Annotated in this window: 19 protein-coding genes; 7 read left to right on the plus strand and 12 right to left on the minus strand. The window is 56.6% G+C overall.

Annotation, left to right across the window (positions count from 1 at the left end):
- The first annotated feature begins 190 nt into the window (after nucleotides 1-190).
- Both asd and mscM read left to right on the plus strand, forming a co-directional pair.
- Entirely contained in the window at nucleotides 191-1,090 is a 900-nt protein-coding gene (asd, locus tag ACX3P5_RS16330; protein WP_458969002.1) for an archaetidylserine decarboxylase, read from the plus strand.
- Nucleotides 1,091-1,103: 13 nt separating this feature from the next.
- Nucleotides 1,104-4,436, plus strand: a complete 3,333-nt coding sequence (gene mscM, locus ACX3P5_RS16335) for a miniconductance mechanosensitive channel MscM (protein WP_458969003.1) — start codon at nucleotides 1,104-1,106, stop codon at nucleotides 4,434-4,436.
- A gap of 47 nt (nucleotides 4,437-4,483) precedes the next feature.
- Here the strand turns inward: mscM and mdh are convergent, their stop codons facing one another.
- Nucleotides 4,484-5,422 carry a malate dehydrogenase gene (mdh, locus tag ACX3P5_RS16340; RefSeq protein WP_458969004.1) on the minus strand — a complete coding sequence of 313 codons (939 nt, stop codon included), beginning with the start codon at nucleotides 5,420-5,422 and terminating at the stop codon, nucleotides 4,484-4,486.
- A gap of 431 nt (nucleotides 5,423-5,853) precedes the next feature.
- Between mdh and argR the strand changes: the two genes are divergently transcribed.
- The 4 genes from argR to yhcN (ACX3P5_RS16360) all read left to right on the plus strand — a co-directional run bounded on the left by argR (nucleotide 5,854) and on the right by yhcN (ACX3P5_RS16360) (nucleotide 7,805).
- Nucleotides 5,854-6,324, plus strand: a complete 471-nt coding sequence (argR, locus tag ACX3P5_RS16345) for a transcriptional regulator ArgR (RefSeq protein WP_031375110.1) — start codon at nucleotides 5,854-5,856, stop codon at nucleotides 6,322-6,324.
- Between the two features lie 489 nt (nucleotides 6,325-6,813).
- Nucleotides 6,814-7,077, plus strand: a complete 264-nt coding sequence (gene yhcN, locus ACX3P5_RS16350; RefSeq protein ID WP_233986990.1) for a peroxide/acid stress response protein YhcN — start codon at nucleotides 6,814-6,816, stop codon at nucleotides 7,075-7,077.
- 94 nt (nucleotides 7,078-7,171) lie between these two features.
- Nucleotides 7,172-7,444 (plus strand): YdgH/BhsA/McbA-like domain containing protein, encoded by a 273-nt coding sequence (locus ACX3P5_RS16355; RefSeq protein WP_233986989.1) that lies wholly within the window; start codon nucleotides 7,172-7,174, stop codon nucleotides 7,442-7,444.
- Nucleotides 7,445-7,541: 97 nt separating this feature from the next.
- A complete protein-coding gene (gene yhcN, locus ACX3P5_RS16360; protein WP_094121106.1) occupies nucleotides 7,542-7,805 on the plus strand; it encodes a peroxide/acid stress response protein YhcN in 264 nt (87 codons plus the stop codon).
- 53 nt (nucleotides 7,806-7,858) lie between these two features.
- Here yhcN (ACX3P5_RS16360) and ACX3P5_RS16365 read toward each other — a convergent pair whose 3' ends face one another.
- The 5 genes from ACX3P5_RS16365 to aaeX all read right to left on the minus strand — a co-directional run bounded on the left by ACX3P5_RS16365 (nucleotide 7,859) and on the right by aaeX (nucleotide 12,853).
- Nucleotides 7,859-8,128 (minus strand): barstar family protein, encoded by a 270-nt coding sequence (locus ACX3P5_RS16365; protein ID WP_233986988.1) that lies wholly within the window; start codon nucleotides 8,126-8,128, stop codon nucleotides 7,859-7,861.
- 55 nt (nucleotides 8,129-8,183) lie between these two features.
- Nucleotides 8,184-9,635 (minus strand): NAD-dependent succinate-semialdehyde dehydrogenase, encoded by a 1,452-nt coding sequence (locus ACX3P5_RS16370; RefSeq protein WP_458969005.1) that lies wholly within the window; start codon nucleotides 9,633-9,635, stop codon nucleotides 8,184-8,186.
- A 112-nt stretch (nucleotides 9,636-9,747) separates the two neighbouring features.
- Nucleotides 9,748-11,700: a p-hydroxybenzoic acid efflux pump subunit AaeB gene (aaeB, locus tag ACX3P5_RS16375; RefSeq protein ID WP_262287815.1), complete on the minus strand. Its 1,953-nt coding sequence runs from the start codon at nucleotides 11,698-11,700 to the stop codon at nucleotides 9,748-9,750.
- A gap of 9 nt (nucleotides 11,701-11,709) precedes the next feature.
- Complete coding sequence (aaeA, locus tag ACX3P5_RS16380; RefSeq protein ID WP_233986985.1) at nucleotides 11,710-12,642, minus strand: p-hydroxybenzoic acid efflux pump subunit AaeA; 933 nt, start codon at nucleotides 12,640-12,642, stop codon at nucleotides 11,710-11,712.
- Nucleotides 12,643-12,649: 7 nt separating this feature from the next.
- Nucleotides 12,650-12,853 carry a p-hydroxybenzoic acid efflux pump operon protein AaeX gene (gene aaeX / locus ACX3P5_RS16385; protein ID WP_031375118.1) on the minus strand — a complete coding sequence of 68 codons (204 nt, stop codon included), beginning with the start codon at nucleotides 12,851-12,853 and terminating at the stop codon, nucleotides 12,650-12,652.
- Nucleotides 12,854-13,085: 232 nt separating this feature from the next.
- Between aaeX and aaeR the strand changes: the two genes are divergently transcribed.
- Nucleotides 13,086-14,003 (plus strand): HTH-type transcriptional activator AaeR, encoded by a 918-nt coding sequence (gene aaeR, locus ACX3P5_RS16390; protein WP_094121110.1) that lies wholly within the window; start codon nucleotides 13,086-13,088, stop codon nucleotides 14,001-14,003.
- Nucleotides 14,004-14,036: 33 nt separating this feature from the next.
- Here the strand turns inward: aaeR and tldD are convergent, their stop codons facing one another.
- The 6 genes from tldD to mreC all read right to left on the minus strand — a co-directional run bounded on the left by tldD (nucleotide 14,037) and on the right by mreC (nucleotide 23,094).
- Nucleotides 14,037-15,482, minus strand: a complete 1,446-nt coding sequence (gene tldD / locus ACX3P5_RS16395; protein ID WP_094121111.1) for a metalloprotease TldD — start codon at nucleotides 15,480-15,482, stop codon at nucleotides 14,037-14,039.
- Between the two features lie 64 nt (nucleotides 15,483-15,546).
- Nucleotides 15,547-19,368 (minus strand): AsmA2 domain-containing protein YhdP, encoded by a 3,822-nt coding sequence (gene yhdP / locus ACX3P5_RS16400; RefSeq protein WP_458969006.1) that lies wholly within the window; start codon nucleotides 19,366-19,368, stop codon nucleotides 15,547-15,549.
- Nucleotides 19,369-19,525: 157 nt separating this feature from the next.
- Nucleotides 19,526-20,995: a ribonuclease G gene (gene rng / locus ACX3P5_RS16405; RefSeq protein ID WP_233986983.1), complete on the minus strand. Its 1,470-nt coding sequence runs from the start codon at nucleotides 20,993-20,995 to the stop codon at nucleotides 19,526-19,528.
- Nucleotides 20,985-21,578, minus strand: a complete 594-nt coding sequence (locus ACX3P5_RS16410; RefSeq protein WP_233986982.1) for a Maf family protein — start codon at nucleotides 21,576-21,578, stop codon at nucleotides 20,985-20,987. The genes rng and ACX3P5_RS16410 overlap by 11 nt, the downstream gene beginning before the upstream one ends.
- Nucleotides 21,579-21,586: 8 nt before the next feature.
- Nucleotides 21,587-22,075 carry a rod shape-determining protein MreD gene (gene mreD / locus ACX3P5_RS16415; RefSeq protein WP_233986981.1) on the minus strand — a complete coding sequence of 163 codons (489 nt, stop codon included), beginning with the start codon at nucleotides 22,073-22,075 and terminating at the stop codon, nucleotides 21,587-21,589.
- Nucleotides 22,072-23,094: a rod shape-determining protein MreC gene (gene mreC / locus ACX3P5_RS16420; RefSeq protein ID WP_233986980.1), complete on the minus strand. Its 1,023-nt coding sequence runs from the start codon at nucleotides 23,092-23,094 to the stop codon at nucleotides 22,072-22,074. The genes mreD and mreC overlap by 4 nt, the downstream gene beginning before the upstream one ends.
- Nucleotides 23,095-23,149: the final 55 nt, after the last annotated feature.

A 23,149-nucleotide genomic window follows, 5' to 3' on the forward strand; every position in this document is an offset into this window, starting at 1 on the left:
CAGATTTTCATCCGGCGCGCGGTGCTGCCCGCTGCGGCGGGTTACCCGGTCCCGATGCTGCGCGCCAATTGGCCAAAGGCCCGGCGATTCGCCGCGTGGCATAAATCGGCTATAGTCGCCATCTGACCGGGGCGCTGCTACAATCCGCTCCCTTTTTTATCAACGTCATGAAAATAGCCAGGAGGCTAAGGTGTTTGATCGTTTGAAACTCGGCTTGAATCATATTCTCCCGAAGAAATGGCTGACTGAACTCGCCGGTTGGGGCGCCAGTCGCCGCGGTGGTTGGTTGACCAAACTGGTCATTGACATCTTTGTCTGGTTTTACAAAGTCGACATGGCGGAAGCGCGCAAGCCAGACACCGCCAGCTATCGCACCTTTAACGACTTCTTTGTCCGTCCGTTAAAAGACGATGCGCGTCCGGTAGATGCTGACGCCAACCTGATCGCCCTGCCCGCTGATGGCGCAATCAGCCAGCTCGGCCACATCGAGGGTGACCAGATCTTCCAGGCGAAAGGTCATCACTACACGCTTGAAGCCCTGCTGGCCGGAAATGAGCAGATGGCGGCCCGCTTTGTTGACGGTGAATTTGTTACGACCTATCTGGCACCTCGCGACTATCACCGCGTTCATATGCCGTGCAACGGTATCCTGCGTGAGATGATCTACGTGCCGGGCGATCTCTACTCAGTTAACCCGCTGACCGCGCGCAACATCCCTAACCTGTTTGCCCGCAATGAGCGCGTGATCTGCTATTTCGAGACGGATATCGGTCCGATGGTGCAGATTCTGGTCGGCGCCACCATCGTCGGCAGCATCGAAACGGTGTGGGCCGGTACCATAACCCCGCCGCGTGAAGGCGTGATTAAACGCTGGCACTATCCGGCAGCGGATGATGAAGGTGCGGTGGTGCTGCTGAAAGGTCAGGAAATGGGTCGCTTTAAGCTGGGCTCTACCGTGATTAACCTGTTCGCACCGGGCCGGGTCAAACTGGCTGAAAGCCTTGAAGCTGAAAGTAAAACCCGTCTGGGTCAACCGCTGGCGATTGCCCTGCCGGTGGCGACAGACGTTTCCGACGTCATCGTCGACTAAGTGAGTGTCACCTGTGCGTTCGATTCTCCTCCTGCTGCTGAGCCTGTGGCTCAGCAGCCCGGCCTTTGCGGCCAGCCTGCCTGACGCGAACCAGCTAAAACAGCAGCTGGAAGAAGTCAAAGCCGCCAAAAGTTCACCCGCCCAGGCAGAACAGATCCAGTCCATTGAAGCCGCGTTAAATTTCCTCTCTGAACGTGATGACTCGCTGGAGCGTGCCGCCCAGTATCAGCAGGTCATTGATGATTTCCCGCGTCTGGCTCGCGAGTTACGTCAACAGATCGCTGCGATGGGCGACAGCGCAAAGACCGTGCGCAGCAACATGAGCAGCGCGGAACTGGATCAGGAGATTCTGCAGGTCAGCAGCCAGCTGCTGGAAGAGGGTCGTCAGGCGCAGCAGGAGCAGGATCGCGCACGTGAGATCAGCGACTCCCTGTCGCAGCTGCCACAACAGCAGACCGAAGCCCGCCGCGCCATGACCGAAAGTGAACGACGTTTGCAGGCGGCCAGCAACAGCGCCTCGCCGCAGGGCCAGCTGCAACTGGCGGCGCGTCAGGCGGAAAATGCCGCCAATAAAGCGCGCGTCGATGAGCTGGAGCTGGCGCAGCTCTCCGCCAATAATCGTCAGGAACTGGCGCGGATGCGGGCCGAAGCGCACCAGCGCAAAGCCGCTCAGCTGGATAACTATCTGCAGGCGTTGCGTAATCAGCTCAACGATCAGCGCCAGCGTGAAGCCGAACTGGCGCTGGCACGCACCGAGCAGCTGGCGGAAAACAGTGGCGATCTGCCACCGGCAATCAGCGATCAGTTCCGCGTTAACCGCGATCTCTCCGTTGCCCTGAATCAGCAGGCGCAGCGGATGGATCTGGTAGCGTCGCAGCAGCGGCTGGCAACCAATCAAATTATTCAGGTACGTCAGGCGCTCTCAACCCTGCGCGAGCAGTCACAGTGGCTCGGCGCCTCTAATTTACTGGGGGAAGCGCTACGGGCCCAGGTGGCGCGTCTGCCGGAGATGCCCAAATCTCAGCAGATTGATAACGAGATGGCGCAGCTGCGGGTTCAGCGACTCCATTATGAAGATTTGCTGGATCGTCAGGAGGCGCTACGCAAGGGCCATCAGGCGGATGGACAGCCCTTTACCAGCGAGCAGAAGCGAATCCTTGATGCCCAGCTGCGGACCCAGCGCGAACTGCTTAATTCCCTGATCTCCGGCTGCGACACCCTGATCCTGGAGATCACCAAGCTGAAGGTCGGCAACACGCAGTTGCAGGATGCGCTGACCGAAGTAAAAGATGCCACCCACCGTTATCTGTTCTGGACCGCCGACGTCAGCCCGATCGGCCTGAGTTACCCGCTGGATCTGGCTAAGGATCTGTCACGCCTGCTGTCGCTGGATACACTGGGTCAGCTCGGCAAAGCGATGGCAATGATGTTTACCAGCCGCAACACCGTGCTGCCGATCATTGGCGCCCTGCTGCTGGTCGGTTTCAGCATCAGTTCGCGTCGTCACTTCAACGCCTTCCTTGAACGCTCCGCCAGTAAAGTCGGCAAGGTCACTCAGGACCGCTTCCGGCTCACCATTCGTACCGTATTCTGGTCGATACTGGTGGCGCTGCCGCTGCCGGTGTTGTGGGGCACGCTGGGTTATGGTCTGCAGAACGCCTGGCCCTACCCGATTGCCGTCGCCATCGGCGATGGTATTACCGCCACGCTGCCGCTGCTGTGGGCCTTTATGATCAGCGCCACCTTTGCCCGCTCCAACGGCCTGTTCATCGTCCATTTCCGCTGGCCGCAGAACCGCGTGGCGCGCGCTATGCGCTACTACTCGCTGAGCATCGGTCTGATTGTGCCGCTGATCATGCTGTTAATCGCCTTTGGTAATCTGGAAGATCGTCAGTTCTCTTCGTCACTGGGACGCCTCTGTTTCATTCTGATTTGTGGCGCGATCAGCATCGTTACCGTCAGCCTGAAACGCGCCGGGATTCCGCTCTATCTGGATAAAGAGGGAAATGGCGACAACATGATCAACCGTATGCTGTGGAACCTGATGATCGCGATGCCGCTGATGGCGGCGCTCGCCTCAGCAATCGGTTATCTGGCAACGGCGCAGGCCTTGCTGGCCCGGCTGGAAACCTCGGTTGCCATCTGGTTCCTGCTGCTGGTGATCTATCACATTATCCGCCGCTGGATGCTGATTCAGCGGCGCCGTCTTGGCTTTGACCGCGCCCGTCAGCGCCGCGCTGATATGCTGGCGAACCGGGCGCGCAGTGAAGAAGAGAAAGAACAAGGCGCACAGAATACCGACGCGATTGAGATTGAAGAGCCGGTGATCGATCTTGACGCTATCAGTGCGCAGTCACTGCGGCTGGTGCGCTCAATTCTGACGCTGATTGCGCTGGTTTCGGTGATTGTGCTGTGGTCGGAAATTCACTCCGCTTTTGGCTTCCTGGAGAATATTCCGCTGTGGGACGTCAACACCTCGGTGCAGGGCGTGGAGTCTATCCAGCCGATTACCCTGGGTTCGGTGCTGATCGCCATTCTGGTGTTTATTATCACCACCCAGCTGGTGCGCAATATGCCCGCTCTGCTGGAACTGGCGCTGCTGCAGCACCTTAATCTGACGCCCGGTACCGGCTATGCCATCACCACGCTGACCAAATACCTGCTGTTGCTGATTGGCGGATTGATTGGTTTCTCGCTGATCGGTATTGAGTGGTCGAAATTACAGTGGCTGGTGGCCGCACTCGGTGTCGGGCTCGGTTTTGGCTTGCAGGAAATTTTTGCCAACTTTATCTCGGGTCTGATCATTCTGTTTGAAAAACCGATCCGCATTGGCGACACGGTCACGATTCGCGACCTGACCGGCAGCATTACCCGCATCAATACCCGCGCCACCACGATCACTGACTGGGACCGCAAAGAGATTATTGTGCCGAACAAAGCCTTTATCACCGAGCAGTTCGTTAACTGGTCGCTGTCCGATTCGGTGACGCGTGTGGTGCTGACCATTCCTGCACCGGCGAAAGTCAGCAGCGAACAGGTGACAACCATCCTGAAACAGGCGGCTGAACGTTGCAGCTATGTGCTGGATACGCCGCCACCTGAAGTGTTCCTGGTCGATTTACAGCAGGGCATTCAGCTGTTTGAACTGCGTGTACATGCGGCTGAGATGGGGCATCGTATGCCGCTGCGTCATGAGCTGCATCAGCTGATCCTCAGCGGATTCGAGCAGCACGGTATCGAGATGCCGTTCCCGCCGTTCCAGATGCGGATGGAGATGCTGGGCAAGAAGCTGCCAGCCAGCAACGGTACGCCCGCGGCACGCGCTTATAAATCTGGCGGCCTGTAAACGACAACGCCCGGCTAAGCCGGGCGTTGTTGGGTCAGGGCGATGATTTACTGCTTCACAAATTCTTCGCCTTGGGCGATATCTTTCTTCAGCGTATCCAGCATCCCGGTCAACGCCTGCTGTTCGAAAGCACTCAGCGTGCCAATCGGCTGACGCTCGGCAATGCCGTTTTTACCCAGCAGCAGCGGCTGAGAGAAGAAACGCGCATATTCGCCATCCCCTTCTACATAAGCACACTCCACCACATTGGCCTCACCGTTAAGCGCACGCACCAGCGATAAACCGAAACGCGCGGCAGCCTGACCCATCGACAGCGTGGCAGAACCGCCACCCGCTTTGGCTTCAACCACTTCCGTCCCGGCGTTCTGGATGCGTTTGGTGAGATCCGCCACTTCCTGTTCGCTGAAGCTGACGCCTGACACCTGCGACAGCAGAGGCAGAATGGTCACGCCGGAATGACCGCCGATAACCGGTACCTCAACCTCGCCAGGTTGCTTACCTTTTAACGCGGCCACAAAGGTATTGGCGCGGATGATATCCAGCGTGGTGACGCCAAACAGGCGGTTTTTGTCGTAGACGCCATGTTTTTTCAGCACCTCCGCCGCAATCGCCACCGTGGTATTGACCGGGTTAGTGATCACCCCGATTAAGGCTTTGGGTGCCGTCGTCGCCACCTGATCAATCAGATTGCGCACAATGCCGGCATTCACGTTGAACAGGTCGGCGCGATCCATACCAGGCTTACGCGCTACACCAGCAGAGATCAGTACCACATCGGCACCCTGCAAGGCGGGCGTGGCGTCTTCTCCACTAAATCCCTTGATAGCGACCGCCGTCGGAATATGGCTGAGATCGACGGCAACACCCGGCGTCACCGGTGCGATGTCATACAGTGAAAGTTCTGAACCTGCAGGAAGCTGGGTTTTGAGCAGAAGTGCGAGCGCCTGGCCTATGCCGCCAGCGGCACCGAGAACGGCAACTTTCATTCTTAACTCCTTATTAAGGTGGGGCAGAGATGGGCCGAAATTCTATCTGTGTCAGACCTTAATCAACTGCTCAGGCGATGATAAATATCCGCTGTTAATTCTACGTGTTTTCACACTTAATCGCCGGATTCAAAAGTTACTTATCATCTTCATACCTGAATGACCGACAACTGTGCCGTCGTCAGACAGAGAACGGCTACGTGCGTTTTCTGTTACTACACCACCAATAATATAACAACTTTGCAACCTTCGCCTTCCAGCGCTGTGACAGGGGTTTTGGTATGAGACGATTTCTTTGCTATTATCGCCGCCCGCTAGCCGCCCGAACCCTGCTCATCAATCAACCGATTGCATAAAAATGCATTTAAATGCATAATCACCACTCTGCCGCGGGCGGCTGCGCGGTTATTCCCTCTATTTATTGGTAACCTATGCGAAACCCATCGAAACAAGACGATCTGATCAAGGCTTTCAAGGCCTTATTAAAAGAAGAAAAATTCAGTTCCCAGGGCGAAATCGTTCAGGCGCTCCAGGATGAAGGCTTCGAGAACATCAACCAGTCAAAGGTTTCTCGTATGCTGACCAAATTTGGCGCGGTACGCACCCGCAATGCCAAAATGGAGATGGTTTACTGCTTACCTGCCGAACTTGGCGTGCCGACCACCACCAGCCCGTTAAAAAACCTGGTTCTGGACATCGATTACAACGATGCGCTGGTGGTGATTCATACCAGCCCGGGTGCCGCACAGCTGATTGCGCGCCTGCTCGACTCGCTGGGCAAATCAGAAGGCATCCTGGGCACCATCGCCGGGGATGACACCATTTTTATCACCCGCGCACGCGACTTCACGGTTAAGCAACTGCACGGTGCCATTCTTAACCTGTTTGAACAGGAACTCTGATAGCGGACCTGTTGACTGAGCATAATCGTGCCGGTCAACAGCCTGTTTTGCCCGCGCCTGCCACTTCTCCTGCCCTGTCCTGATTAAAATCAGTGCGTTAGCGTCATGCTTTGGTCGTTTTCTCTCGTCTGAATAATGGTCATACCTTTTGGTCTGCTTAACCTTTCGCGCTATTTTACACTGCTTTACATCACGACACTGGCGACATTACCCAGATCTGAATCAAAGTCCAGGCTGATCGACCACCTCTTTTCGCACAAAAAGATAAAGTGATTTATCCCGCTGTTTTTGCAGCAAAAAGGGCTGAAAAGGTCATTTTTCAGCCGGTTTTTATAACGCTGGGTTATTAAAAGTAGCCATAAGGATAAAGAATCACAAAAAAACATTATTAGCGGAGTATTAATTTCTTCCGTTATTAGTTCTATACTTCTTTTCGTGATGCAAATCACACCAACTAAAAAGATAAAAATTGACGACGAGGAAAAATACATGAACGTAAAAACTACCATCGCTACGCTGAGCATTCTCTCTGCTCTTTCTTTTGGTGCTGTGGCAGCAGAATCTGTCACCGCAGCGCAGGCACAGGATCTGCAACCCGCAGGTACCGTCAGCGTCAGTGGCGTTGCAGGCTCACCGATGGAAATTAACCAGCAGCTGAGTGATAAAGCCGATCAGCAGGGCGCAAAAGCCTATCGCGTGATCGAGGCGTACAACAACGGCAACTATCACGCCACTGCCCGTTTGTACAACTAAGCCCAGCGTCATCAGATATCGCCCCGAACCCTCTTTTTGACGCGCGGTTATGCGCCTCGGTGGGTTCAGGCAAACAATTTCAGGAGAGTTAATCATGAAAAAGACATTCGCTATTGCCGTACTGAGTCTGGCTTCCGTGTTCTCAATGGGTGCCAGCGCAGCCAGCCTGGTATCGAATCAGCAGGCACAGAGCCAGAATCTGCAACCGATGAACCAGACTATCAGCGTCAGCGGCCGTGACGGCGATCAGACCAATATCCGTCAGGTTCTGTCTGAGAAAGCCGATGCGCAGGGTGCCAGCCACTATCGCATCATCGAAAACAACCAGGATGACACCTACCACGTCACCGCTGAGCTGTATAAATAATTAACCGTCACGTCGCCCTGAACGGCGCCGGACCCGTATCGACGACCCGCTTCTTTCTTTTCACCGCAGGTTGTTGAACGTAATGAGGAGACGAACAATGAAAATCAAAACAACCATCGCTACAGTCAGCCTGCTTTCCGTTATGGCGTTCGGCGCTTCTGCCGCACAGCTGGTAACCGGTGAACAGACACAAAACCTGCAGCCTGCGGGAACCGTCACCATCAGTGGTACAGCGGGGGCACCGATGGATTATCGTGCGGAGCTTTCTCAGAAAGCCGATGAGCAGGGTGCCAGCGCCTATAAAGTGATTGAGGCCCGTACCGGCGATAACTATCACTTCACCGCTCAGCTCTATAAGTAATTCCTCGTCAGATTTATGACGAACCCTTTGGCCCCGCTCGCCGGGGCCCTTTTTCATCTGACGTTAAAGTGCAGCTGACCTTCCAGCTCCTCTTCTGCTTCATCAAACAGCAAAATCAGCGCACCATAGCGTCGTCGCTGCCCTTTCCCCAGATTTACAAACTCAATCTCCAGCGGCATCGGCAACAGATCGCCGGTCACCACATCCCATAGTCCATCCAGATCGCAGATCCGCCGCTCTTCCAGCGCAAACCGCTCGCTGAACTGGCGAAAAAAATGTGCCTGATCGACTATCTCATTGAAATCAAAACGCTCGGTTTTCATGCTGACGGCTCCCATCCTCCGTCTGCGGGCGACCCGCGCCGCCCGTTCCTGACCGCTAGCCCAAACCGCCGAGATGCAGCGCTTTGATCTCCAGATACTCTTCCATACCCAGCACCGAACCTTCGCGCCCCAGTCCCGACTCTTTCACGCCACCAAACGGCGCGACTTCCGTCGACACGGCGCATTCGTTTATCCCGATCATGCCGCTTTCCAGCGCGGCAGAGACGCGGAACACCCGCTGCAGGTTCTGGGTGTAGAAATAAGCCGCCAGACCAAAGGGCGTATCGTTGGCGCGGCGGATCACCTCTGCCTCATCATCGAACCGGAAGCAGGCGGCGACCGGACCAAAGGTCTCTTCCTGTGCCAGCTGCATTCCTTCGTGCGCCTCGGTAATCACCGTCGGTTGCCAGAAGTTGCCACCCAGCGCGTGACGCTCGCCGCCAGCCAGCAGTTTGCCGCCTTTGGCGACCGCATCCTTAACGTGCTGTTCCACCTTTTCCAGCGCAGAGGCCTCAATCAGCGGCCCGACAATCACCCCCTCTTCCATGCCGTTACCCACTTTGAGCTTACTGACTTCGTCTGCCAGCTGGCGGGTAAAGCGGTCATAGATAGCGCTGTGAATGTAGAAGCGGTTTACGCTGACACAGACCTGACCCGCATTACGGAATTTATTGGCGATCGCGCCCTGCACGGCGGCATCAATATCCGCATCCTCAAACACGATATAAGGCGCATTGCCGCCCAGCTCCATAGAGACTTTTTTCATCGTCTCTGCGGCATTGCGCATCAGCAGCTTGCCGACCTCGGTTGAACCGGTGAACGAGATTTTACGCACCGCTTTACTGGCCATGATGGCGTCGCTAATCGCATGCGTATCACCTGCCACTGCGTTGAGTACGCCATCCGGCACGCCAGCCGGCTTCGCTAACGCCAGCAAGGCAAAGGCAGAAAGCGGCGTATTGTTGGCGGGTTTGATGATGCCGGTACAGCCTGCCGCCAGCGCCGGACCCAGCTTGCGCGTCAGCATCGCCATCGGAAAATTCCACGGCGTGATGGCAGCAACAACGCCAATCGGTTCGCGGGTCGCCAGAATACGGGAACCCGGTTTGGCTGGCGGGATGATTTCACCGTTAGCGCGTTTTGCCTGTTCGGCAAACCACTGAATAAAGCTGGCGGCATACTCCACTTCGCCTTCCGCCTCTTTCAGCGGTTTCCCCTGTTCAGCGGTCATCAGCTCGCCCAGCCAGCGCTTGTTCTCAATGATCAGCTGGTACCAGCGATAAAGGATCTCCGCGCGCGCTTTGGCGGTCAGGGCGCGCCAGGCGGGAAAGGCGCGCTCAGCGGCAGCAATCGCCTGCTCCGTTTCCGCTTTACCCGCTTTAGCGACCTGCGCGATCACCTCGCCGGTGGCGGGATTGGTCACGTCAAAAGTGGTGGAGGTGCGATGCCATTGACCGTCAGCTAAATAACCGGTCTGAAATAGTTCGCTTGTGTGCAGTGATGTCATTGATTCGCTCCTGTCATTTTACCCTTCCGTCAGAAGAGTATAGTTGGCAAAAGCGACAGGTTTTGTGACGGGATGGCATTACACCGGCCGCTGCAGGACGCAGCGGCCGGTTTCAGATTTGGATTAGGGTGTTCTGATACTTGTTCAGCATAGTCGCCAGCCGTTTTACCGGTTCGGTTACGCTGACGGGCGCATCGTAATGCACCAGCTTCTGCTGATAGACCTCCAGCTCCTGCAATAACTGCTCAAAGTAGTAGCGTCGTTTGTCATCGCTGCCGGCGGAGATCACCCGGTCGGCGGTGTAGCGCAGCTGGCGATGGTAGGCGGAGAGATCGTCATTCACCGGCACTTCTGCATTGCGTAACCGCTGATGTCCAATGATCAGCGTCAGCGCGATGCGATATTTATCGATGTCGCCGGGAAACAGGTTTAACAGCAGAAACAATTGCTGATAGAGCGCTGGCAGATGGTTTTCACGGCGGCGCGCCTGATTGGTGGTCATCGCCGACACGGCCGCATACATAAAGCGGTTAAGCAGTTTGCGTCCGGTGCGCGCTTTCGATTTATCCCGAATCAACAGGATCACCATCATCGCCACGAAGCAGCCGATCACCTGGCCCAGCACGTTATCGAGGAACACATTGAATCTGAACTCCATCGGGTTATCCAGCACCAGCACGTTAAGCGTCCCGATTAACGCACCAAGGGTGCCCAGCTGACGTCGCTGTACAAAGATACCGCCGATAAAGCCGAGCAGGCCGATGGCAATACAGAGCAACAGTGCGCTCTGCTGGGTATTGGGCAAGACGTAGATAAAGTAGAGCGCGCCAAGCGGCACCGCGACCGTCATGCCGTAGAGAAAGTCTTTCGCCATCATCAGCGGATTCGGCATCCGCATCGCCAGCGCGGTAATCACCGCCAGCATCACCATGCAGCCGCTGCCCGAGGTCCAGCCGGTGTATAACCAGAATAACGATCCCAGCGCGGTGGCAACAAAAGTACGGATGCCATTGATCATCGCGTGATGGGTTTCAGCCGAACGCGCCTGAATCACGATTTCGCGTTGCAGGATCTCCTCTTCCAGCGAGGTGATACGGCTGTTACTTTTAATGCCGTTGAGCAGCAGCAGATATTCGGTTGCCGCACCGACCCAGCTCACCAGCGTGTCCGGCGTCGATTTGCCGCTGGCACCCATTACCCGCCGCATCACCTTCATCCGCTTATGCACCTCTTCAACCGTCGTGGCCTCTTTTTCAATCAGCAAACGGTACTGCGGCGGAATGTAGTCGGGGCGCGCATTCTGAATCAGAAAGGTTTCGGCCGCCTGGGTAATCAGGGTCAGCGAGAGCGTATTGAGCATCTGCAGCCGTCGATTGCTGTTCTTCCAGCGCGAGGATTCCATCATCAGCTGGCTGCGCATACTGTTTAGCGCAGTGGTACGGCGCACCAGCGCGCTCCAGGCCTTATCAACCTCTTCTTTGTCACCGTGCGCGACGCAGAGCTGCAGCAGCTGATAATGCGCCACCAGCAGCGAGTCCACTTCAGCATCGATCACTTTTTTAATCGAGCGCGGCGAGAAGATCATATCCGCCAGGATGGCGCACAAAATCCCGAGCACGATCTCACTGCAGCGCTCTACCGCATACTGCGGTGCCAGCGTCAGGCCGCCGCTGGCGTCGGCGGTGACCACGATAATCAGTGCGGTATAGCCTGCCAGCCCCAGAGCATAGGAGTTTTCAACTTTGATCAGCGATGAGAGCCAGACGCAAAGACCGGCCCAGATGCAGCAGAGCAGCAGCATCACCACCGGCGCACGCACCGTGGCGATCATAATGGTCAGGGCGGCGATACAGCCGATGAAGGTACCGATGATTCGCAGCACACCGCGGTAACGTAGCGCACCTGAATAGGGATCGCCACCGGCGGCGAAGGCGGTGCCGCCGGCAACAATGCCCGCGGTCATCACTGCCCAGCGAGGCGTTTCAAGGTTAAGGTGAAAACCAATCATCAGCGCGGCAAGCAGCGCGAAGGTCAGCTTCACCGGGAAACGCAAGAACTCGATCATATCGCCCTCTTAACCAAACTCACGCAGGCGATTAAACAGTCGGGTCATTGGCGACACCTGTTCCGGCTGGCGATCGGCCTGACCGGTGATCACCACCGTCGCCGTGGTGCCTGCCGGGAAGCGGTTGCCTGGCTGTTGATCAAGACGAATACGCACCGGCACACGCTGCGCCAGACGCACCCACTCCAGGTTAGAGTCGATAGTTGCCATGCCTTTGCTGTCGACCGAGCTGCTGCTGTTGGTGACGCCGGCAGCCACGCTGTCCACCGTACCGCGCAGCACCACATTGCTGCCGAGCGGCGTCACTTCAGCGCGGAAGCCCTGCTCCACGCCGTGCAGTTTGGTCTCTTCCAGGTAGGCCAGCACGTAGAAGGAGTGCTGTTGCACCAGCGCCACCGCCACCGAACCGCGGGTGATAAATTCGCCCTGGTAAACATTCAGGTTGGTGACCCAGCCATCAGACGGTGCCTTAACGGTAGTGCGCTCCAGATCGATCTTCGCCAGGTCGCGGGTCGCCACCGATTTCGCCAGCTGGTGTTCGCTGGTTTGCAGATCGTTGTTAGCCTGATCAATCGCTTCGCGAGACATAGCGGAAGTACCGAGCTGGTTACGACGTCCCGCTTCGCGGCGTTTCTCACCGACCAGCGCCTGATAATATTCGACGTCAGCCTGGGCCTGGTCCAGCGCTTTCTGATAACGCGGGCGATCCACCACAAACAGGGTGTCGCCCTTCTTCACCAGCTGGTTGTCATGAACCGGTACGTCGGTAATCAGACCGGTGACATCGGGTGAGATGGCGACGACGTCGGCAGCGAATTTTGCGTCACGGGTCCAGGGCGATTCGGTATAAAACACCCAGGCGCGGAAAATAATCACCACAGCGATGATGACCAGCAGGATAGTAATCGCGTAACGCGCGATTTTTCTTATGAGTGCTTTCACTTAAACCTCAGACAAATAAACGGGATACAAGGTAAAACACACAGCAGTAAAGCGCTGTATTAAAAAGTGCCGGATGCCAGACAAGATCGTAAATACCGCTCGGCGTCAGCACACGTTTCACTAACCAGAACAGCATTAGCGAGATAATTAATTCGATGAAAACGGGCGGAAAAGAGAGCCCAAACATGACAAATACCGGAAGCACACTCATCAGAAATCCTTAGTTCGACCTTGCCGGGATACTCCTTTGCCTCGTCAGATGTCGCAGGAAAAGCCACTGGTCGCTCTATCCGAACCCCAGCTGGCTTAATAATAGCGTATCATCGAAGGGCAACAGGCAATGAAGAATCACCGGGAAATACCCCGGCGCGCTTATAGTAACGCGCCTGACTATAAGTTTTCTACAGAATGTGATCTAAATCACTTTTAAGCCAGAGTAAATAATGGAACGACTGAAGGGCATGTCGATTTTCGCCAAAGTGGTTGAACTGGGTTCGTTTACCGCTGCCGCACGCCAGCTCCATCTGAGCGTCTCTTCGATCAGTCAGATCGTGGCAAAACTGGAAGATGAGCTACAGGTCAAATTGCTTAATCGCAGCACACGCAGTATCGGGCTGACAGAAGCGGGCAAAATTTATTATCAGGGCTGTCGTCGTATGCTGGCGGAAGCTACCCAGGTGCATGAGCAGCTCTACGCCTTTAATAACACGCCGATTGGCGTACTGCGTATTGGCAGCTCCTCTACCATGGCGCAGAACGTGCTGGCTGGCATGACCAGCGATATGCTGCGTGAGTATCCGGGATTGAGCGTCAATCTGGTCACCGGCATTCCGGCACCGGATTTAATTGCCGATGGCCTGGACCTGGTGATTCGGGTCGGTGCGCTAAAAGATTCCAGCTTGTTTTCACGTCGCCTGGGCGCCATGCCGATGGTGGTCTGCGCGGCAAAAAGTTATCTGGCGCAGCACGGTACGCCGGAAAAACCGGGCGATATCGATAATTTCGCCTGGCTGGAATATAGCGTGCGTCCCGATAATAACTTTGAGCTGATTGCGCCAGAAGGGCTGGTGACGCGACTGGCGCCGCAGGGGCGTTTCGTCACTAACGATTCACTGACCCTGATCCGCTGGCTGAAAGCGGGCAACGGCATCGCCTACGTGCCAATGATGTGGGTGATTGATGAGATCAATGCCGGTGAGATTGATATTCTGTTTCCGCAGTATCAGTCTGAGCCGCGCCCGGTTTACGCGCTTTATACCGAAAAGGATAAGTTGCCGCTCAAGGTTCAGGTCTGTATCGATTATCTGACTGGCTACTTCGAACAGGTTGCCGAGCAGTATCAGCAGCAGCGTAAAAGCTAACAACCCGCCGGGCGGCGGGTTGTTGAGTGGATATCAGGCGGTGCCGCCGATAGTCAGTTTATCCAGCTTCAGGGTCGGCTGGCCCACGCCCACCGGCACGCTCTGGCCTTCCTTACCGCAGACGCCAACGCCTTTATCCAGCGCCAGGTCGTTACCTACCATTGAGATCTGCTGCATCGCTTCAATACCGGAACCAATCAGGGTCGCGCCCTTCACCGGTTTGGTAATTTTGCCGTTCTCAATCAGATAGGCTTCCGAGGTAGAGAAGACAAATTTTCCTGAGGTGATGTCCACCTGGCCGCCACCAAAGTTAGGCGCATACAGGCCATATTCAACGCTTTCGATGATCTCCTGCGGCGTCGACTTGCCGGCCAGCATATAGGTGTTGGTCATACGCGGCATCGGCAGATGAGCATATGACTCACGACGACCGTTTCCGGTAGGACTGACGCCCATCAGGCGCGCATTGAGCTTGTCCTGCATATAGCCTTTCAGCACGCCGTTCTCAATCAGCATATTGTACTGACCCGGTACGCCTTCATCATCGACCGCCAGGGAACCGCGCAGCCCTTCAATGGTGCCGTCATCGACCACCGTACAGAGTTCTGACGCCACCAGCTGCCCCATTTTGCCGCTGAATACCGAGGTGCCGCGACGGTTGAAGTCGCCTTCCAGACCGTGTCCCACCGCTTCATGCAGCAGTACGCCCGGCCAGCCCGCGCCCAGCACCACCGGCAGCGTACCGGCAGGTGCCGCCACGGCAGAAAGGTTAACCAGCGCCATTCGCACCGCTTCACGCGCCCAGGCATCGGCACGCACATCGCCATTTTCATCGGCGAGGAAGAACTCATAACCGGTACGTCCGCCGCCGCCGCTTGAGCCGCGCTCGCGTTTACCCTGATCTTCGACCTGAACACTGATAGAGAGACGAACCAGCGGACGCACATCAGCCGCCAGCGTGCCATCCGTCGCGGCCACCAGCACCTGCTCATACACGCCGCTCAGGCTGGCGTTGACCTCCTGCACGCGCGGGTCGGCCGCACGGGCCACCTGATCGACACGGTGCAGCAACGCAATTTTGTCTTCACGCGTCAGGCTGCTGAGCGGGTCAACCGTGGAGTAGAGCGAGCGGTTCATTACCGCAGACAGGGTGTGCGCCTTGCCGTTGCCCTGTTCGCGTACGATGCTGCGTGCCGCTTCCGATGACAGCCGCAGGGCGTTCAGCGTGATCTGGTCAGCATAGGCAAAGCCGGTTTTCTCACCGCTGACGGCACGCACGCCGACGCCCTGGTCAATATGGTAGGAGCCATCTTTGATGATTTTGTCTTCCAGCACCCAGGATTCGTGGAAACTGGACTGAAAATAGAGATCGGCATAATCCAGACGACGTTCTGAAAGCTGCCCTAACAGGGAAAAAAGGTCCTGCTGATTAATGCCGTTAGCAGTTAGTAACTGCTCACTTACCAGGTTCAGAGTCATCGTTTCTCACTCATTATGTGCTCGGATAATCATAGCCTGCGGTAATTCCGGTACCGCGTCAAATTCACTTGTTGTCAGTTTCACGCGGTTTACGCAGCACTTCATTGATTTCCGGTTTATCCAGCGGGCCGCTGATGTGATAACGCAGCAGCGATATCCGGTTCCATACCGGTCCCAGCACCTTGCTGGCGGCGAACACCGCCGCGCCAATCACCGGGTTAACCACAAACGCCGCCGCAACGCCGACTGAAGCAGAAATTTCCGGCGTGATGACCGCTTCCATATCGATCCGGCGTTTAACCAGATCCATATTGCCCTGCATCGCGATGTCGGCTTCCAGCCCATCGACCCGCAGGTTATCGGTGCGCATCACGCCATTTTCGATCCAGGCGGTGCCATTAATCGAATCGAAATAGAAGCCATTATTAAAGGTATCACTGAAATCGAAGCGCAGCTTGCGCAGCAGCGCATCAAAGCTGAACAGGCGCAGGATCTGGCCGGCAGTCCCGGTATTCACATCAGCGATCTGCCCTTTGCCAAAGTGGGTTTTCAGCGTGCCGCTCAGGGTTTCAGCTGACGGCTGCCACGGCGCGGCGCGCCAGTGTAAATCGTAATCAATATTGAACGGCGCATCGCGCAGCGGGGTATTGACGCCAAACCAGTTGGTGGCGTTGTTGATATTGGGCCCTTTCAACGTCCCTTTCAGTGAAGTACGCTGATCGTCCCGGCGGTTGACCCAGTCACCCTTAATTTTCAGCTGCGAGCTGCCGGTATCTACCGTTCCGTTAGTAAGTGCTAACGTATCTCCTTTCGGTTGCAGCGTCGCCGCAACCCGGCCATATTTCTGTCCCAGTACCCAGCATTCGGCACAGCGCAACTGTAACGCTGGCCAGCTGCTGAAGTTAATCTGGCTGGCTTGCTGAGCGCTGGCGTTGTCGCCCTGCTGCGCGTCATGGTGCCATTGCGGATTGTAATAGAGGTAATCCAGGCCAATCTGCCACTGTGCCTTAGGCGCTATCTCCAGCTTACCGCGAATCTCCTGAGCATTGACGCTGACCTGCGCCTTGCCATCGGCTGTCTCTGCCAGCGTCGCGTCTACCGCATGCCACTGCTGCCCCGCCAGCGTGACCGCCGGAGTGCGCACAATCAGGTTGCCCGGCAGCGTGACGCCGCCCAGCTGACGCTGTTCAGCGCTGCCGCCGGTACCGCCACTTGCGCCAGCCATCATTGCTACCCAGGCTTCGCCATCCAGCGGCGGCAGATTCAGCACCATGCCGGCATGATCGGGAAGCGCAGGCGTTTTCGCCGTGTCATTCAGCCAGATGCCGCGATCGACGCGTAAGGTCGGCTCCAGCAGCCAGCGGCTGTTGAACCGATGACGGGTCGCCACGCTGCCGCTGAGATCGAAATGCTGCAGGTCGCCGCTGGCTTTGATATTGATCGGCATCGCCTCACCGGCCTTTTTATCCAGTGGTGAAGGTAAGCGACTGCTCACTTCCCTGGCATCCCCGTTCAGCTCTACTGCATACTTCGCCCCGCCCCGATGCGGCAGCGTAATATTCACATCACCCTGCCACGGCAGATGTCCACCCAGCTGGCGGCTGGCGGCCGCAGGAATCTCGCTGATTTTGGCCGGCTGCCAGTCACCCAGCAGTTTCACCTTCACGCCGAAATCATCCGGATTCTCCCGGGTGCTGAAGCTGACCCCCAGCGGCTGACCAAACCAGGCAGCCCGCATCTCTTCACTTTCCAGATTACCGTTGTTGTAACGGAAGCGGCCGGTGAGACCGGTGAGCGTCGTTTTCAACGGCTTGATAAACAGTGAGTTGTTGTTCATTACCACGTTGCCGCTGGCATGAACCTGCTGACCATCCAGCGGAATATCCAGGTTCAGATGTCCCCGCGTAGTGCCTTTGATTTCCAGCTGCTCCAGCGCCGCACCGAGTGACGATTTCAGCGGCGTCTGCTGGAAATAGTCGGCGATCTGTTTGCCGTCTCCGCTGATATCGCCATCGATAATCAGCTTCTCTTTCAGGTAATCGGGAATAACGGCACTGACGTTACGTGCATCAACCTCACCCAGCCGGGCCGTGGCGGCATTCATCCACAAGCCGTCATTGAGGAAGTTAAGATCGATATCCAGATTGCTGAGCGCCGGCCATTTGGGCTGGAAGGCGTACGTTGCCTGGCGCAGCGGTACCCAGACCTGGAACATGCCGTCGTTGTGCTTGAACGGGAACAGCGCCGGGTTACCGGCAAACAGCAACGTGGCGTTATCGACTTTACCGCCCTTGATCGCGCCGCTCAGGTAGTGCGTCAGTCCGTTGCCCATCAATGGCACCGGAAAATAGCGCCAGGCATCGCCCGCATCGGTTAGCCTGATGCCAGCCAGGATATCCAGCCGCGGCTCACCGCCGCTGTTTTGCTGATAACTGAAGTCGCCACGCGCCCAGAGCGAGCGCGCCTGCAGATCAAGATTTTCGCCCGCCAGCGTCAGGCCCTGCTGATCACGCTGCCAGCGCAGGTTACCGGTGACCTGTTTGATCTCAAGCGGTGCCTGAAAGACATCGCCATACGGCACGGTGGCTGCGCCCATGTCGACGCTGACCTGACCATGATTCAGGCTGCCACGCGCCTCTCCGCTTAAATGGCTGATTCCCGGCAGCAGTTTCCAGTGTTGCCAGCTAAAGTCGCGCCATTTGACCTGCAGACGCGTCTGCTCCGGCTGCTGTAGCGGAATATCCAGCGCCAGGCCTTCGATGGTGCCCTGAGGCCGCAGCGTGCGCCAGTTTTCAAACAGCGCTGGCGAGAGCGGCGCAAATAGCGGCACGATCGGCGCAATGTGATCCAGCGCCAGTTGGGTGGCTCGCACCCGCACTTCAGGCTGGCCATTGGCACCCAGCATCTGCTTATCTTCCGGCCGCCATAGCAGCGAGAAGTGTCCGGCCGGCCACGGATTGCCGTCGGTGCTGAGACGCGTCTGCGGAACATTCACCACCCAGCCGTTCTGGAAGCGCGACAGGTGCGCCGTCAGGCCATCAACCTGCAGCGTATGCCGGCCCGTTTCCCCCTGCCAGCTGGCACCGCCCTGCCGCAGCAGCAGATCACCGGCATAAATGTCGCCGTCGCGCAGGTTGACCCAGGCCGCCAGGCTAAAGCGGGCGCTATCCAGCCGGGTATTATCACGCATCCAGCGGCCCAGCCACGGACGCATATCCACGTCATCGGCCTGCATCCAGATGCGGCCATCATTCAGCAGGCCGTTGCTGTCATTAAGATCAAGCCGCACCTGAACCACGCCATGCTGACCGGTAAAGCTCGACAGGCTAACTTCACCCTCAGCCCGATGGCGCGTTTTTTCATTCAGCCAGGTGAGTCGTGGAATCGCCAGCTCGGCATGCTGACCGGATGGCGTACGGAAGCGAATGGTGCTGTCGCGCAGGTCGAAATGGTCAAACTGGCGCAGGAAAAGTTCATTGATTTGAGCCGGACGAAAGCTGTTCTTCTCTTTATCGCTGTCCAGCAATGGGCGGTTACTGTCGAGATGCAGCTGCCAGAAAGTGAGATCGCGGAATTGCCAGCGCCAGTGCAGCAGGGATTGCCAGACGTCGAGGGCCAGATTGATGCGGGCGATGGTGAGTTTGCCGTTTTCCTGCAGATCGACGTTGAGATCGCGTATCTGAAGAGTTGGGCCAAAATTCTCCCATTTCCCCTGCAGCTGACGGGCGCTCACGGGTACGCCACTGCGCTCGGAGACGAATTGCAGAAGGTTGCTGCGATAGCTGTCGAGATGCGGCATTACCAGACGCAGCCCGCTGACCAGCAGCGCGACAATCACGATGATCGCGGCGACCAGCAGTAACAAGATCCTCGGCAACTGCCTCACTCACACCTCTCCTTGCCTTCCGTTAACGACGGATAGTTAATTCTGAAACCCGGCCGTCTTCAGACAAAAGCACCAGACAGGCGCATGTTATCCCAGACAAGGGCGATTTTTTAGCCCGACGATCAGAGAAAAGCCGGTCGGGCTGACGTGCCTGATATTACATCATCACCACGTCAAACTGCTCCTGGGTATAGAGCGCTTCGACATGGACTTTGACCTGTTTGCCGACAAAGATTTCTACTTCTGCCAGCGCATGTGACTCATCGGTTTTCAGGGCTTCACCTACCGTCGGCGAGACGTAGACCAGGAAGCGGTCAGCGTCATACGCGTGGTGGACCCGCACGATCTCGCGCATGATCTCGTAGCAGACCGTTTCCACCGTCTTCAGCGTGCCGCGCCCTTTACACACCGGACAATCTTCACACAGCACGTGCTCAATACTTTCACGCGTCCGCTTGCGCGTCATCTCCACCAGGCCCAGCGCTGAGAAACCACTGATACCGGTTTTCACCCGATCTTTACTCAGCGCTGTTTCCAGGGAATGCAGCACCCGGCGGCGATGTTCTTCATTGCTCATGTCGATGAAATCAATAATGATGATGCCGCCAAGATTACGCAGTCGCAGTTGACGGGCAATCGCCTGCGTGGCTTCAACGTTGGTATTGAAAATAGTCTCATCGAGGTTGCGATGGCCGACAAAGGCACCGGTATTAATATCGATGGTGGTCATCGCTTCGGTTTGATCGATGATCAGGTATCCGCCTGACTTTAGTTCAACTTTGCGATCCAGCGAGCGCTGAATCTCATTTTCAACGTCGAACAGATCAAAGATCGGCTGTTTGCCATTGTAGAGCTCCAGCTTACCGGCCATCTCCGGAATGTATTCACTGGTAAATTCCACCAGCATATCGCAGGTGAGACGCGAATCGACACGGATGCGGTCCAGCGCTGCGCCGGCGAAATCACGCAAAATACGCTGGGCTAAAGCCAGCTCGCCGTAGAGCAAACAGCGGGTCTGGTTACGCTTTTTGCGCTCGCTGACTTTGGTCCACAGACGCTTGAGAAAGGCGGCGTCCTGCGCCAGCTCCTCTTCGCCGATCCCTTCAGCGGCGGTGCGGATAATAAAGCCGCCCAGATGGTCGCAATAATCGGCTACCACCGCTTTGAGACGTTCACGCTCTTTTTCACTCTCGATGCGCTGTGAAACGCCGACGTGTGAGGCGCCCGGCATAAACACCAGGTAACGCGACGGCAGCGTGATATCGGTGGTCAGCCGCGCGCCTTTGGTGCCCAGCGGATCTTTCACCACCTGCACCACCAGATCCTGTCCCTGACGAACCAGCTCGGCAATATCCCGCACGATGAAGTTCTTTTTCTCATCGCCCGCCACGCATTCGGTATGCGGCATGATGTCGGAAGCGTGCAGAAAAGCGGCCTTATCCAGACCGATATCGACAAATGCCGCCTGCATCCCCGGCAGGACACGGCTGACCCGGCCTTTGTAGATATTGCCGACGATGCCGCGCCGCGCTTCGCGCTCAATATGAATTTCCTGCAGTATGCCGCCATCAATATAGGCAACACGCGTTTCAGAAGGCGTGACGTTAACCAGTAATTCAGCCGTCATGTTGACCCCTTACGGCACGCAGTGACTGAAAGTGGCTGAGCAACTCTGCAGTCTCAACCAGAGGCAGTCCAACCACCGCGTGATAGCTTCCATTAATTTTGCGGACGAAGTTTCCACCCCTGCCCTGAATGCCGTATGCGCCGGCTTTATCCATCGGCTCACCGGTTGCAATATAGTCGGTGATGTCAGAAGTGGTTAAGGTGCGGAAGGTCACATCCGTGATGACGACACAATCAAGAGACTGCTGAGCATCGGCCAGCGCCACCGCCGTCATCACCTGATGCGTCTGTCCGGAGAGCTTATGCAGCATCGCGGCGGCATGGGCAGCATCGTGCGGCTTTTCCAGCACCTCGCCATTCAGCACCACGATAGTATCTGCGCCGAGTACCGGCAGATCCTGCGCGGCCAGCCTGACACCCGCCTGCGCTTTGTCGTTGGCAAGACGGCGGACATAGTTTTCCGCCGCCTCATTCGGCTGACGCTGTTCTTCAACGTCAGTCACGATGCGCTCAAAGGCCAGGCCAAGTTGAGTTAACAGCTCACGCCGACGCGGTGAACCGGAAGCCAGATAGAGGGTTACCATAAATTTCCTTATTGAACAGCGAACTGACGACGAATCTTTCTCATGAGTAAGAATAGCCATGGCCAGAGAATACCGTCGACGACACTGCTCCAGAAAATTTCAGGTCGGAATGAAACGTTGATCACCAGGAATTCAGCCCAGAAGACAATCACATCCATAGCCAGTGACAGCACCATAACCATTAACGCTTGCTGCCACAACGCTAAGTTGCGGAATAACTGGAACTTAAAGGCGATCAGGTAGGCGATGATGCTGAGCGCCAGTGCCCGTACTCCGAGAGTGGAGCCGGCGATCAGATCCATAATCGCGCCCATCAGGAAGCCGCTGCCGACGTTAACCCGATGCGGCAGCGCAAGTACCCAATAGATGAGGATCAACAACAGCCAGGAGGGCCGGAACATATAGATCTCATCCGGCCACGGCATGATCTGCAGAATCAGCGCAACCAGGAAAGAGAGCCAGATGACCCAACGTCCCTGGCTGCGATATCGACTCAAGGCTGACCTCCGCGCGAACGCGAAGAACTGTTCTGTCCGGCACTGCTGCCGGTCGCCGGTGCCGGCGGTCCCATCTGCGCTGCGGGCGCAGGCGGCCCCATTTCACCCGCAGGCGGCAGAACCTGCGGCATCATCTGCATCAGCCGTTCGTTGGCTACGCGATGCACTTCATCCTGCGGCAGCGGCATATCACCGTTACGATCGGCACCCCACAGCAGCAGCAGATAGCGCAGGCGCTGCAGGCCAGCGGTCGGATGGGCCTGAATCACAGTGTAAGCGCGTTGGGTATCCACTTTAACCGAGGAAACCACACCCACCGGATAGCCTTCCGGGAAGCGTCCGCCAATACCTGAGGTAACCAGTACGTCGCCAACCCGAATATCGGTATTGCCCGGCAGATGCTCAAGCTGCAGATCTTCGGTACAGCCGTTACCGGCGGCAATGACGCGGATGTCATTACGCAAGACCTGAATCGGCAGCGCATGAGAGGCATCGCAAATCAGCAGCACGCGGCTGGTCAGCTGACTCACCGCAATCACCTGCCCGACCACCCCTTTATCACTAATGACCGGCTGACCTTCATAGACACCGTTAACGCTGCCTTTGTCGATCACGACCTGGTCGGTATAGGGGTCAGTGCCGGTCGAGATAACCTGGGTGACCATCTTTTGCTCGTCCTGACGCAGCGGTGAACCCAGCAGTTCACGCAGACGTGCGTTTTCCTGCTTGTATTGCCCCAGCATCAGCAGGTTACTGTTTTTCAGGAAGAGCTCGCGACGTAAGGCTTTGTTTTCCTGCTCAAGTTGCTGACGTGACGCCAGCGACTCCGACACGCCATCCAGAATCTGGCGCGGCCCATTGGCCAGGAAGTAAAACGGACTGACCGACGTATCCAGATAGTTGCGTATTTGGGTAAACGAACCCACACGGCTGTCAGCAATGATAATGGCTATCGCCACAATGACAGCCAGGAAAAGACGCAACTGCAGGGATGGTCCCCTGCTAAAAATCGGCTTCATATAATCTGCATGATCCTCGACGACAGGTAAGGAAGCCCGGCATAACACCGTGCTC

This window comes from Pantoea sp. S-LA4 (genome assembly GCF_054482835.1).

Coding starts and splice junctions, on each gene's coding strand:
- aaeR (WP_094121110.1), top strand. CDS start 13,086: ATGGAACGACTGAAGGGCATGTCGATTTTCGCCAAAGTGGTTGAACTG.
- aaeB (WP_262287815.1), bottom strand. CDS start 11,700: ATGATCGAGTTCTTGCGTTTCCCGGTGAAGCTGACCTTCGCGCTGCTT.
- tldD (WP_094121111.1), bottom strand. CDS start 15,482: ATGACTCTGAACCTGGTAAGTGAGCAGTTACTAACTGCTAACGGCATT.
- yhcN (WP_233986990.1), top strand. CDS start 6,814: ATGAACGTAAAAACTACCATCGCTACGCTGAGCATTCTCTCTGCTCTT.
- aaeX (WP_031375118.1), bottom strand. CDS start 12,853: ATGAGTGTGCTTCCGGTATTTGTCATGTTTGGGCTCTCTTTTCCGCCC.
- mreC (WP_233986980.1), bottom strand. CDS start 23,094: ATGAAGCCGATTTTTAGCAGGGGACCATCCCTGCAGTTGCGTCTTTTC.
- argR (WP_031375110.1), top strand. CDS start 5,854: ATGCGAAACCCATCGAAACAAGACGATCTGATCAAGGCTTTCAAGGCC.
- rng (WP_233986983.1), bottom strand. CDS start 20,995: ATGACGGCTGAATTACTGGTTAACGTCACGCCTTCTGAAACGCGTGTT.
- mdh (WP_458969004.1), bottom strand. CDS start 5,422: ATGAAAGTTGCCGTTCTCGGTGCCGCTGGCGGCATAGGCCAGGCGCTC.
- ACX3P5_RS16370 (WP_458969005.1), bottom strand. CDS start 9,635: ATGACATCACTGCACACAAGCGAACTATTTCAGACCGGTTATTTAGCT.
- ACX3P5_RS16365 (WP_233986988.1), bottom strand. CDS start 8,128: ATGAAAACCGAGCGTTTTGATTTCAATGAGATAGTCGATCAGGCACAT.
- yhcN (WP_094121106.1), top strand. CDS start 7,542: ATGAAAATCAAAACAACCATCGCTACAGTCAGCCTGCTTTCCGTTATG.
- ACX3P5_RS16410 (WP_233986982.1), bottom strand. CDS start 21,578: ATGGTAACCCTCTATCTGGCTTCCGGTTCACCGCGTCGGCGTGAGCTG.
- ACX3P5_RS16355 (WP_233986989.1), top strand. CDS start 7,172: ATGAAAAAGACATTCGCTATTGCCGTACTGAGTCTGGCTTCCGTGTTC.